General features: G+C 44.9%; 13 protein-coding genes and 1 pseudogene. 5 read left to right on the top strand and 9 right to left on the bottom strand.

The genetic code is table 11. From position 1 onward, the window contains the following. Positions 1–5 precede the first annotated feature (5 nt). Complete coding sequence (locus DSM107010_RS21545; protein WP_127023899.1) at positions 6–3,140, top strand: MFS transporter; 3,135 nt, start codon at positions 6–8, stop codon at positions 3,138–3,140. Positions 3,141–3,175: 35 nt separating this feature from the next. Continuing rightward, positions 3,176–3,910 (top strand): hypothetical protein, encoded by a 735-nt coding sequence (locus DSM107010_RS21540; protein ID WP_015154528.1) that lies wholly within the window; start codon positions 3,176–3,178, stop codon positions 3,908–3,910. A 264-nt stretch (positions 3,911–4,174) separates the two neighbouring features. Here the strand turns inward: DSM107010_RS21540 and rpsU are convergent, their stop codons facing one another. Both rpsU and DSM107010_RS21525 read right to left on the bottom strand, forming a co-directional pair. Beyond that, entirely contained in the window at positions 4,175–4,363 is a 189-nt protein-coding gene (gene rpsU / locus DSM107010_RS21530) for a 30S ribosomal protein S21 (RefSeq protein ID WP_015154529.1), read from the bottom strand. Positions 4,364–4,493: 130 nt separating this feature from the next. After that, positions 4,494–4,790 carry an RNA recognition motif domain-containing protein gene (locus tag DSM107010_RS21525; RefSeq protein ID WP_106167825.1) on the bottom strand — a complete coding sequence of 99 codons (297 nt, stop codon included), beginning with the start codon at positions 4,788–4,790 and terminating at the stop codon, positions 4,494–4,496. A 425-nt stretch (positions 4,791–5,215) separates the two neighbouring features. On the opposite strand from DSM107010_RS21525, the gene DSM107010_RS21520 reads away from it, so the two are divergent. The 3 genes from DSM107010_RS21520 (at position 5,216) to DSM107010_RS21510 (ending at position 6,138) form a co-directional block, all read left to right on the top strand. Then, positions 5,216–5,395, top strand: coding sequence for a hypothetical protein (locus DSM107010_RS21520; protein WP_015154531.1), 180 nt, complete (start codon positions 5,216–5,218; stop codon positions 5,393–5,395). Between the two features lie 113 nt (positions 5,396–5,508). Then, positions 5,509–5,688 (top strand): NblA/ycf18 family protein, encoded by a 180-nt coding sequence (locus DSM107010_RS21515; protein ID WP_015154532.1) that lies wholly within the window; start codon positions 5,509–5,511, stop codon positions 5,686–5,688. Between the two features lie 24 nt (positions 5,689–5,712). Then, complete coding sequence (locus tag DSM107010_RS21510) at positions 5,713–6,138, top strand: hypothetical protein (RefSeq protein ID WP_181246367.1); 426 nt, start codon at positions 5,713–5,715, stop codon at positions 6,136–6,138. 12 nt (positions 6,139–6,150) lie between these two features. On the opposite strand, the gene DSM107010_RS21505 is transcribed toward DSM107010_RS21510, so the two are convergent. The 7 genes and pseudogenes from DSM107010_RS21505 to DSM107010_RS21470 form a co-directional block, all read right to left on the bottom strand. Further along, a complete protein-coding gene (locus DSM107010_RS21505; protein ID WP_106167826.1) occupies positions 6,151–7,737 on the bottom strand; it encodes a B12-binding domain-containing radical SAM protein in 1,587 nt (528 codons plus the stop codon). Between the two features lie 246 nt (positions 7,738–7,983). Next, positions 7,984–8,828, bottom strand: a pseudogene (locus tag DSM107010_RS43060) (acyl-CoA desaturase). Positions 8,829–9,610: 782 nt separating this feature from the next. Next, a complete protein-coding gene (locus tag DSM107010_RS21490) occupies positions 9,611–9,880 on the bottom strand; it encodes an RNA recognition motif domain-containing protein (protein WP_106167828.1) in 270 nt (89 codons plus the stop codon). 202 nt (positions 9,881–10,082) lie between these two features. Continuing rightward, on the bottom strand, positions 10,083–10,388 hold the full coding sequence (locus DSM107010_RS21485) for a P-II family nitrogen regulator (protein ID WP_015154538.1): 306 nt from the start codon (positions 10,386–10,388) through the stop codon (positions 10,083–10,085). Between the two features lie 147 nt (positions 10,389–10,535). Beyond that, the gene (locus DSM107010_RS21480) at positions 10,536–11,021 is read right to left on the bottom strand and encodes a globin family protein (RefSeq protein ID WP_015154539.1); all 486 of its coding nucleotides are present in this window, start codon (positions 11,019–11,021) and stop codon (positions 10,536–10,538) included. Between the two features lie 630 nt (positions 11,022–11,651). Continuing rightward, the gene (locus tag DSM107010_RS21475; RefSeq protein WP_015154540.1) at positions 11,652–11,831 is read right to left on the bottom strand and encodes a chlorophyll a-b binding domain-containing protein; all 180 of its coding nucleotides are present in this window, start codon (positions 11,829–11,831) and stop codon (positions 11,652–11,654) included. A 52-nt stretch (positions 11,832–11,883) separates the two neighbouring features. After that, the gene (locus tag DSM107010_RS21470; RefSeq protein ID WP_041463080.1) at positions 11,884–12,093 is read right to left on the bottom strand and encodes an NblA/ycf18 family protein; all 210 of its coding nucleotides are present in this window, start codon (positions 12,091–12,093) and stop codon (positions 11,884–11,886) included. Positions 12,094–12,548 lie beyond the last annotated feature (455 nt).

Here is a 12,548-nt window from a genome sequence, read left to right as displayed (position 1 = left end):
GTCATATGTGGGAAATTGCAGAAATAGCAGGGCATGGTTTCAATAACTATTGGCTAGCACAAATTATCACAGAAGAAATTCTCACTCCCGAAGAAGCTGCCGCAGTCTTTTCGGGTCCACAATTCTTAGTGGCATTGTTTGCGGGTGTAGTGATGGCATTTGCTTTCCAACTCCTGTTAACTAACTTTACAGTCGCTTTAGGTATTTCCGCGTTAGGTGGGGGAGATGCCGACGATACAGATAATTTAGGTAGCACAGTCCGTAAAATCTCGACCGCAGTAGGTCTTTTGGCTTTAACAACTGGCGGCGTGGCTCTATTCGTTGCCAGTTTTTTAGCTGTGAAACTTAGTTTAGTCAGCAGTGCGGTATTAGGGGCAATTATTGGGGTAGTTATTTGGTCTACCTATTTTTCTATCCTGTTGTGGTTAGGCTCAACTACAGTTGGTTCGCTGATCGGTTCTTTAGTTAGCACTGCTACCTCTGGCTTTCAAGGACTGGTAGGGACAGCAACCGCAGCTTTAGGCGCTAATGTAGCCAAGAATCAAGCTGTGGATACAGCTGAAGCGATCGCCGCCGCAGTTCGGCAAGAATTCACTACAGGACTCGACCCAGACGCGATCGGTAAGACTCTACAAAAGTCTTTGGGAAATTTACAACTACCGCAACTGAATTTAGACGAAATTCGCGGTCAGTTTGAAAATATCCTCAAAAACTCCGATCTAAAATCTGTGGCTGATAGCGACGTATTACGTAACATTAACCGCGAGACATTTGCAGATTTAGTCAGCGATCGCACGGATTTATCCAAACAAGATGTGAATCGGATTGTAGACCAGTTACAAGGCGTTTGGCAGCAAACGATCGGTACAGGCGAAGTAGATCCGCAAGCTCAATTAAGTCAATTTATTAAAGAAGCTTCTCCCGAACAACTCAATTCCAGCGAACTCAGCGAACAACTGGAACAATTGGTACAAAGCACCCAATCGAATGAAAAGCAAAGCAACGGTTGGGGGAATCGAGCTGTGCAACTAGGTGTCAGCGCCCTCACCACCGCAGTACTCGAAAGAACCAATCTGGCTGGAATTGATGTGGAAAATATTTCTGGTCAACTGCAAAAATTCATCGATAAGTTGCCAGAAGTAGACCGAGACAAGATTTCCGGTCAGTTACAGCAATTTAAACAGCAGGTGCAACAGCAAGCGCAAAAACTACCAGCACAGCCAAACAGCGCCATCCGCAGCGATGTAGATGATTATCTGCTGAAATCTTACCCGTGGCATCTCAACCGCGAAACGATTAAGCAAGAATTTAGAGACGTTATCTACGATGCGCAAGCAGATCCAGGTAAAGTTAAACAAGAGCTAGAGCAGCTAGATAAAGATTATTTCACACAAAAACTGAATCAACGCGGCGATCTACTTGAGAACAAAGTCCAAGAAGTTGCCCAGCAATTAGAAGAGATCCGCACCGAGATTTTAGCTACGGTTTCTGCTGGTGCGTCACAAGCGCAATCGCAAGACCTGCGTAGCCGTGTAGAAAATTATCTGCGATCGACTGGCAAGGAAGAACTAAATCCCGAAGGGATTGAGCGCGACTTCCAAACTCTTCTAGAAGATCCAGAAGCGGGTGTGGAAACACTCAGCGATCGCCTATCGCAATTTGACCGCGATACTTTGACTCAACTGCTCAAACAACGCCAGGATATTAGCGAAGAGGAAGCAAATAATATTGTCGGTCAACTCGAAAGCACTCGCGATCGCGTTGTCAACAAAGCCAAAGAATTGCAAGAACAGGCGCAAGCTAAAGCAGCAGAAGTAAGGCAGAAAGTAGAAGAGTATCTTCGCAATACTAATAAAGAAGAACTCAACCCTGAAGGCATCGAGCGCGATTTCCGCACCTTGCTAGAAGATCCGCAAGTGGGAATTTCTGTATTACGCTCAAGATTATCGCAGTTCGATCGCGAAACCTTAGTAGCATTACTATCGCAACGTCAAGATTTGAGCGAGGAGCAAATAAATCAAACTCTCGATCGCTTAGAATCAGTCCGCGATAATATCTTACAAGCACCGCAACAGCTCACAGGCAAAGCCAAAGAGCAATACGACAAAACGACAACGGCGATTTCTGAATATCTGCGTAACACCAACTTAGAGGAACTCAATCCTGAAGGCATCCAGCAGGATTTACGTAAAGTATTGGAAGATCCTCAAGAGGGAGCCATAGCATTACGCGATCGCTTGTCTCACGTCGATCGGGAAACCTTGGTGAAACTACTGTCGCAACGGCAAGACTTGAGCGAAGAACAAGTCAATCGAGCAATCGACTCTGTAGAAGAAGCAATTAACAGCATTGTGCAAGCACCACGCCGTTTGGCAAGCCGCGTCCAACAGCAGGCGATCGATTTTGAGACAACTTTAGAAAGTTACTTGCGGAATACGAATAAAGAAGAACTCAATCCCGATAGCATTAAGCGCGACTTGCAACTATTGCTCAACGAGCCTCGTGCTGGATTAGGTAGTTTTGGCGATCGCCTCTCGCACTTCGATCGTTCGACGATAGTGGCTTTACTCTCTCAAAGAGAAGATATTTCGGAAGAAGAAGCAAATCAAATTGTCGATCGCATCCTGACTGTACGTAACTCTGTTGCCGAGCAAATTGAGAAAATTCAGCGTAGCGTACAGTCTGTTATCGACTCAGTTTTCGATCGCATTCGCAGCTACCTCAACTCGCTAGAGCGTCCCGAACTCAACTACGAGGGAATTCAGCAAGACTTCACCACCTTGTTTGACGATCCGCAAGCGGGATTTGATGCTCTACGCAATCGCTTGAGCCAATTCGATCGCGATACACTAATCGCCGTGTTGAGTTCTCGCGAAGATATTTCCCCAGCCGATGCCGAGCGGATTGTGGGTCAAATTGAAGGTACGCGCGATCGAGTGCTGCATCAAGCCGAACGCATTCAGCAAGAAACGCAAAAACGGCTGGAAGCTTTGAAACAACAAGCACAGGCAACAGCAGTAGAAACCAAAAAAGCCGCATCTGGTGCAGCTTGGTGGTTGTTTGGTACGGCTTTGACTTCTCTTGTCGCATCTGCGATCGCCGGAGCGTTAGCCGTGAACGGGATCGGTGGATTGTTTTAAAGTTTCCACTGGAATTTTGAAATTGGAGCAAAAAAATGACTTTAGGCTACCACAGACGAGCAGTAGGCACATTTGAGCGGCGTAAAGATGCGGAACGCGCCCTGAATGAATTAAAGCATTCTGGTTTTGGGATGGGTCGGGTTTCCATCATCGCCCAAGATGCAGACAGCAAACCTGATATTGCTGGTGTAGATGTAGAAGATCGCGATCGCGTCGGGAACAAAGCCGATGAAGGTGCTGCTACTGGAGCGGTGACAGGCGGAGTTTTAGGCGGACTGACTGGTTTATTGGTCGGACTAGGCACTTTAGCAATTCCTGGTGTTGGTCCAGTGATGCTAGCGGGCGAAGTTGCTACAGCCCTGGCTACAACTGCGGCTGGTGGTGCGATTGGTGCGGCTGCGGGCGGTTTGCTAGGCGCACTAATTGGCTTGGGGATTCCCGAGGAAAGAGCCAAAGTTTACAGCGATCGCGTTTCTAGAGGACATTATTTAGTTATTGTGGATGGCACTGACGACGAAATCGCCCACGCAGCCAGAATTCTTGGCGGTGGCGGGATTCAAGAATGGGGTGTATATAACAACCCAAATGCGACCACTACCCGTACCGATGTTGTGACTGATGTAGCGCGGATAAATTCGACTAGACCGGCTTACCGCACCGAAGGCATTGTCGATAACGTCAATACAGCTAACCCCACCTACCGCACCGAAGGTAGTGTTGACGATGCTCCTGAAGTCATTATTGTCGATCGTCGGGACGAGACTCACTGAGAACCAGCATAGTATTGACTAATGGGTGGAAGGACATACTGTCAGTGCGATACTATAGCGATTCTCGTTATGATGCGATACATTCGTAGGGGCGCACAGCTGTGCGCCCCTACAGATCTTGTATTTCATCGAATTGAAAAAGGCTATATCTCGCTCGGAAACTATAGCAGTTCTAAATGATTTGTAAAGTAGGCTTTTAGCCTGCGGCAGGCTAGAAGCCTGCTCCACGTTCATGAATCAAAACTAAAATTTCAGACAGCTAGCTTAGTAGCGGGAACGTCTTTTCCGCTGCTTATGCTTAGCGAGTTCCTTACGTTTATGTTTTTCAATTGGCGTTTCAAAGTGACGATGTTTCTTGATGTCTAAAAAAATCCCTGCTTTAGAAACTTCGCGCTTAAATCGACGCAAGGCTGACTCAATTCCTTCATTTTCACCCAAAATAATTTGTGCCATCTATTCTCCTCTCAATTGAGTAAGTTAAAATAGAATTTGGGCAATTTATCCTGAAATTAAGTTGTTAGCAAAAAAGGGTAGACTCCCGATCTACCCTTAAACCTTAGAGTTAAATTATCTGTCTTAAAGCTTAGTAGCGACTAGAGAAATTACCTCTGCGATTACCACCGAATGAGCTTCTGTCTTCTCTAGGCTTTGCCTTATTAACCTTCAGGTTGCGCCCCATCCATTCAGCACCATCAAGAGCATCAATGGCAGCTGTTTCTTCAGTATCTGTATCCATTTCCACAAAAGCAAAACCGCGCATCCGACCAGTTTCGCGATCGGTTGGGAGTTGCACCCGCTTTACAGAACCGTACTCTGCAAAAGCAGCACTGAGGTCTTCTGGCGTTACCTCGTATGATAAATTGCCGACATATATAGACATATGATTGTCTCCAAAATCAAAAGGTGTAGAGATTTAGATTTCGGAGAGAAGCCTGTTAATGTTAAAAACAAACGATATAACCGAATTTTAGTCTCACCCACTATACTAGCGCACTATTGAACTCTCGCACGAGAGCGATCGCGTTGGAATGGGTGTATTGAATACATTTTAGTTAGTGATAAAAGACCTTCGCCATATTTTAACAAGCTGTGTAGACGCTCCCTCCGGCATCGCTAGATGTATGCGCTCAAAAGCCTTTGATGCTTTGTTTTGTGGAACTTTGCTCTTGATTTATCTAGTTGGGATCTAGTCAAAAGATAGATAACTCCGATTGAGTGCGGTCAAGACTAGTCGTTGAAATATTCAAGCAGATCGACAGAAATATTTTGTTATAATAATTTACATACGCTTACACGAGGGCATCCATGCGCTACACCGATAAAGAAGGGAATACCCTCAACCTGAATGAATGTATGACTGCCGATAGCTTCTTGATGGAGCCTGACGTTTATACCTGCGAACCACTGGAAATGCATTTCAACCAAAACGGAGATCTCAAAGCCGGAAAGAGACCGAAGAAAGCAGTAGTTAGCAAATCTTTGTAGTGGCGATTAGCTCAGTATGACAATAGCGAGCGAACTAGGTATCTAACCTCAGACAAAGATATCTAGCTAGACTCTATCTTCTAGTTTTCGCCCCAGTGGGGCAGGAGTCAGCGATGAATCAGCCCATTAAATTATCTATAGAGCAAGAATTTAGCCTCAGAAGCTTTGCCGACCAAGTGCAGCAGATGTCCCGCGAACAAGCCCAGGAATTTTTGATTGTGCTGCATAAGCAGATGATAATTCAGAAAACAATGTACCAGGAATTTCTGAAGCATGAGTGGCATCTGGACTAGGATCGCGCTTTTGGGGCAGAGCTGGTGAGAAAGCGCCTCCAAAACCTCTATCTACCTGCTTTATCCAATATATCTGGTGGTAATTCAATCTCTTTTGAAGCTGTGCGGCTACAGCTATTAGCCAACAATCGGGTACAGATTTGGGCTAATGCCAATCTAAGCAACGGCGAACTCGTGCCGATTAGTCTGAGTGTAACCATAACCATCGAGCGACGATGCCGCCTTGCTTTTTGCGAACCGAAGTTTGAAGCAGATAGCGTACCAGAATCTCGACGAGAAATCTCTCAAACCCTAAGCATCATATTGGTAGAAATTTTAGATCGCATGGTCGATTTGGAGCGCTTCGATCTCGATGGCATCACGCTCCGACTCAACCAATTGGAAACCCAAGAAAAACTATTGATTTTCAGCGGCTACGCCCAAATTGAGCGCATCCCCGCCAACTCCTAGTTTGCTAGTAAATCACGTGCTGACATGCATCAGTGCTTTAACTGGTAGCGTCGCTTCTGCCAGTGGGTCGTAGCCTAGTTGCTGGGTAATTCGCTCTCTTGCTAAAGCGCGGTACTCCCAGAAATGCTCTCCAGCCGCACACAGCCCCAGATACATATTCAGAACTTGAGGTTTGGTACGCACGATTACCCACAACTGTCGCCAAAATTGCGCCCGAATTTCAGCTCGTCGCCAGCCCTGATGCCAGATCAACCGTGCTAATAGCCGCAGCCCCTTGCCTGGAGCAAAGTGCATACTCTGCTTTCGCCCAGCCGGGGGAACAATGTTAAGGCATTGCTCAAAACAGCGCTTGAGATAGTTTGCGGGTTCGTACAACGTCCAGAAGCCTTCTACATACTCTCTAGCAATTTCAGCAACTGGTCGAGTGGGGATGAAATTCATCAACGTGTTTTGATCCCCGACTGGGGTGATACCGATGCCCTCTAATAAACGCTGTTCTGCTTTCAGCCGATTCCAAAGGGCAGTATTAGGCAAGGCTTGCAAAATTCCCAGCATCGGTTGAGGAATACTAGTTTGTTCCACAAATGCTTGAATTCGTTCTCCAGCGCCCGAGCGTTCTCCGTCAAAGCCCAGGATAAAACCTGCGTAAATCAATAATCCTGCCTGATTAATCTTGCGACAGGCTTCTATTAGCGGGTTACGGGTATTTTGCAACTTGCGAGTGGTTTGCAGGCTATCAGTATCTGGAGTTTCGATACCAAGAAAGACGGCGTAGAACCCTGCTTCTTGCATGAGTTGTAGCAGTTCATCATCCTCTGCTAGGTTAACCGAGGCTTCAGTGATGAATGTGAAGGGATAGCTGCGTTCCTTCATCCAAGGAATCAATTCTCGTAGGAACCGTTTGACATTGCGCTGATTCCCAATAAAATTGTCGTCAACGATGAAAAGCGACCCCCGCCAGCCTAAGTCGTAGAGATTTTGCAACTCTGCTAAGGTCTGACTTGGTTCCTTAGTGCGCGGTTTACGACCATAAAGCGTGATAATGTCACAGAATTCGCAGTTGAAGGGGCAGCCGCGAGAAAACTGAATTGCCATCATGAAGTAGGCATCCCGCTGGAGCAGATCGAAGCGGGGAATCGGGCTAGTGGTAACGTCAGGCTTCTCGGTAGCGCGAAATATTCCTTGTTGTTGACCTTGGGAAAGTGCTTCTAGAAATTGCGGGATAGTTAGCTCGCCTTCATCCAGTACCAAATAATGCGCTCCAGAGGCGAGGGCATCTTGAGGAACTGAAGTTGGATATGGTCCCCCCACTGCCACCTTCTTGCCCAACCGTACAGCTTTTTGAATCAGGGCGTGGAAGTCCGGTTTCTGAACCAGCATGGCAGAAAGAATAACCATGTCGCACCACTGCCAATCGCCATCTGTTTCCTGGTTGACATTACGGTCATAAAACCTAATTTCCCAATCCTTTGGCAGCATTGCTGCAACTGTAATAATTCCCAATGGCGGAATGACTGCTTTGAGTCCAGCCATTTCCATACAGCGATCGTAAGACCAGAAAGACTGGGGAAAACAAGGGTAGAGCAAGAGTGCCTTCATATACGAAGTTTCCTTGTATAGACTGGATTTTAAGTTTGAAGAAGCGCGATCGCATCAGTGATTTCTACTTCTGATGGGAATAGGAAAGCCTTTGACACTACAATCAATAATGGTTTCAGATATTTGCTTTAGATTAACGTAAGTGCAACTTCTACCTGCTACACTTAGCATTTTACTGAAATCAAGCCCACGTTCAGCAGGCAACATAGCATTAGCCTCTGCAACAAGCTAAGATTCGAGTGCGCGTTATGAGGCTGTTGGTGGTAAAACAATTTTTCGAGCTAACCCCATTTGCTTCAAAAGCAGAATTGTCCACCAGGTCAGATCGATTTCCCACCACTTCCAACCCGCTTTTGCCACGTTGGGATAGGCATGATGGTTGTTGTGCCAGCCTTCCCCGTAGGTGAGAATTGCTGCCCACCACAGGTTACGAGAATTATCATCGGAGTCATGGCTGCGGTAGCCAGTGATATGACTTGCAGAGTTGATCAGCCAAGTACTGTGCCAGAGCAAGACTGCTCTTACGAATAGTCCATAGATAACGAATGACCAACCCCCAAGCAGGTATAGTCCAACTCCGAGTGGGATTTGCAGCAACAGATAGTAGCGATCGAGCCAACGGTAGAACGCATCTTTTGCTAAATCCGGTGCAAATTTCCGGTTGGATTCGTACTCAAAAAACTCTGGACGTTTGTACAGCAGCCAACCCATGTGGCTCCACCAGAAACCCCGTTTTGCAGAGTAGGGTCTTTGTCAATGTCTTCGGTGTATGCGTGATGTCTGCGATGTCCTGCGACCCAAAAGAGCGGACCACCTTGCAACGCTAGCGAACCGATCAGGGCGATCGCGTATTCCAATCCCTTCGGCACTTGCAAACTACGATGAGTCAGTAATCGATGATACCCCAAGCAAATGCCAATACTGCCAAATAACCAATGGAGGAAGATTGCTACTCCCAGAGCCGACCAGGAGAAAAACCAGGGTGCTAATAAAGCTATAGCATGAACTGCCGCAAAAAACGTTATGCTCGTCCAATTCAGTACGAGCGGCTGACCGTTCTCGCGGTCAGTTTCAACCATATTCGTCGTCATGAAAACCTTACTTATGACTTATGTTTCTCATCCTAGCCAAGTGTTTTATCGCTCGTATCCGCCTAGAGTTTGAAGTAGCTGTACTGCTAAAGTAGAGAACTACAAATTATTGGAGGGTTAAGTCGAATACAAACTATCTTCACAACTTCAAGCTGTTGAGCTTGGCAATAACTATAGCAGGTCTCAGAGCTTGAGCTGGTTGGTCATTGCGATCGCTATACAGTGGTTGATAAACTGGCATTTTTTGGTAACAGTGACTACAACGCCAGTAAATTCCTGCCAAATCTATATGACGGAGCAAAATGTATGAACAACAAGGGCATGTAGACTTCCTCAATCTAGATTGCCCAGCATACACGGCTAGATTCTTTCGACTGTTTTCAGTTGTATAAGGAGTCAGTGATTGAAGAGACTTATTTAATAAAACTTGCATTTTTCTAACCTATGTTTGTTAATATTCGATTTAATTTTTATCTGGGATCGCAGCAATCTACAGCTGAATCCATAGCTCTTATCTGCACTTCTAGTTTAAACTCTCTCAATTAAGCCCTTAACTATCTCTTTTTTCGGAAGTGACTGCGATCGCAATTCTGAAGCAACAAAGCGGGCAAAGTCAGATGAGACAATTAGGAGGAATTAAAATAAAGATCGTTTGAATCTCGCGGTAGTAGAAACCTACTCGCAACAGTACGCATGTCCCATTTTTCTCTGCACTGCTGCGTTCTTGTATATTAAGCAGCTAGAGAAACCAAAAAGCAATTGCTTCCCGCTGGAAATTTTTTCTACAAGCGGCTCAACGAAACATCTTTTAACTCAATCCTAGCTCTATTCACTGTGAGGATACGACCCATCCATTCAATGCCTCTCAGCATCTGAACTGCTGATATTTCTTCGGCACATGTTTCCATTTCTACTACGGCAAATCCTCTGTTCTTGCCAGTTTTATGATTTGTAGGTATATGAACCTGTTTCACAGTTCCATACTCTAAAAATATCCGCTTGAGCTCGTCTTCTTCAACCTCAGAAGATAGATTTTCTATATAAATTGACATGCAATACCCCCCAAACCTATTAGGTGTAGAGCTTTAGATTCGGGAAGATGTCTATGGCAGAGTGTCTAATGCTTAGTCACGTAGCCGAAAATAATTCTCGTTAATTTAATCTTAGCATAAAATGCTCGATCGCGCTTAAAGAACTAATTCTTGAGCAGCTTTTTCAGTAGCTTTTTAACTTCCTCAACCTCGCGTTTAACAATCAATACAAAGCTTCTACCTTTTGTCGAAAGGCAATTAAAGCGTGCTTGCCATGATGCTCTTTAAGTGCCAAGAAAATAGTATCTGAGACTTCTGGCGACACAATTGTCTTGATTTCAATATTAGTGTTGTAGCCTGCCATGTCTCCCAAGCGTCTGCCGTGACCACCCTCACCCTGCACTTGAATAATAGTGTAGCCACTAACATTGTGGCTTTTCAGTAATTGGACAATGCTATCTTTGAGTACTGTTTCACCGATAATAGTAACTAGGACGGCAGATTGGGTTGGGGTGGCTTCGGGTGACATATAAAACTCCACTTTAGTATTAGGTTCTACTCTGGGTCATTTAACCAATTTTATCCGACCAGACCGACCAAAGCTTAAATTGCTCGGCAGAATTCGATCGGAGTTATGTTACATAGACCTAAAATACTTAAATCGATAGCCCTTGCTCTACTGCATAGCACCGATTAAGTAGTCGAAATAAGCACCAACTTCGCCAGCGTCTTCTCCAGACATCATCGTGCTAGTGACATTCTTCATGGCTCGGACGCTCTCGACGACAGCTTCGATAGGAGTCCCCAGAGATCTGTACATTTGGCGGACACCAATCACCCCAATTTCTTCAATTGGCGTAGCATCACCAGCCACAATAGCGTATGTAATCAAACGTAGATAGTAATCCATGTCCCGCAAGCAGGTTGCAGTCATTTCCCGACCGTAAGCATTTCCCCCAGGAGAAACGATGTCCGGTCGCCTTTGGAACAGTTGACTTCCAGCTTGTTTGATAATGCCTTCTCGATTAGCTGTCAGCGCTTGAGCAAGGCGCAGCCGGCGATCGCCACTCTGGGCTAAGATCTTAATCTGCTCCAATTCGCCAGGGGTAGGATAGCGAGTTTCTGCGTCTGCGTTAACAATCAACTTCTTGACAATACTCATGAATGGATTCCTTTAAAGAAATGAGAGCGAATTTATTCAAACCATCGCGATTCAATGTAAATATTAGGTCTATACTTTTTGTTGACTTAAACCTAATAGGGCGATCGCTTCTTTCTATTCAGTGCATTTTATTTCCTATTTTGAAATCTGAATATCTGACTAAATTCGGTTTACACCAAGGAGCGAAAAATCTCTAGTAAGGAGTTGCGGGCTTCAGAACGCGGTATGGCTGCCCTGAAGTACTAACCACATAAGGATGACAGCTTGAACCTGACTCAGCAAGTCGTGTAGTTTCTCACCCTCGCGAAAAACGAAGTATGAATCCCTTCGGCTTGATATCCCGATCTGGGTAGTCCTTTAAGTCAGTCCAAGAGTGTATATGAGGATATCAGCTCTATCTATTGATGTTCATATAGAATATCGCTGCCGAGCCACCAATGCAGATTGTCTCGAATTTTATTTTGTAGTGATGTCTTGAGATTAGAAATAGCTCCAAGAATTAGTTAAATTTAACTGTGTATTAATTTGTTAAGCTCGAAAGGTTCATGACAGCTTATTTGTCAGTGAAGCTGACCTAGCCAACGGCAAAGGCGCGATCGCGGTCAGCATCATTACAGGGTAACTGCTAACTTATAGAAGATTCCAGAAGTGAAGAAAGCCTTGACTAGAAAATACTTCAATTAAGATGACAGACAAAAAACCAATCATTGCTAAACGACCGTTCCAAATTTCAGATTGGGGAGTAAATCCCCAAAGCCAAGCATTGCGATCTTTAAGCGAAGAAGAAGTAAGATTTGTGTTAGCAGACATAGTTAATACTCCAATTTTTGTTAGCGATTTGCTTGGTGATGTAAAGTCATTACTATTTCTTGGTTTTCAGCAAACCAAAATCTTGCTCTATTTGCCAATCCTTTTTCAGAATTCCTTTGTATATCATGTTCTGAATTATCATGTGCTTGTACTGCAAAATCGATAACTCTTGAGCTTGTTCGCGAGACATTTGCCTTACTCGGTCGGCGAAACTTCTGAAGCTAAATTCCTGCTCTAAAGTTAATTCGCTAGTTCGATCCATCGCTGCCTCCCGTACCCAATTTAGGGTGAAAACTGTCAGCCAATGTTGCATTAGGAGCTAGAAATCTAAATCTGAAATCAATCGACTCCTAATGTTAACGACTTGCCAAAAGCAAAGGCAGTTAACGGAATTGACGTAGCGATCGCAACAGTAAAGACATCTTGGAAAGCATTACAACATTACTCTCCAGATATGGGATACTCAGATAGAAAATCGACTCTTTAATCGGATAGATATCGCACGTACCTTGGCGATTAGAGGCACACAGAGCTATTTCTCCTACTTTTCACCTCGCACAATCAATGTAACATACTATTTACATATTTAGATACTTAGAGCTGATTGTGATGTTGCTTCTACCTTTACCAACAACTCTGGGTAGTGATATGGAAGTAGTGATGAGGTATAATCCTTGCCCTACAACGATTTCAGGCAATATTTGTAACATATAAAAA

Source organism: Chroococcidiopsis cubana SAG 39.79, assembly GCF_003991895.1.
GTDB lineage: Bacteria > Cyanobacteriota > Cyanobacteriia > Cyanobacteriales > Chroococcidiopsidaceae > Chroococcidiopsis > Chroococcidiopsis thermalis.
This window is presented reverse-complemented; position numbering and strand designations above follow the sequence as displayed.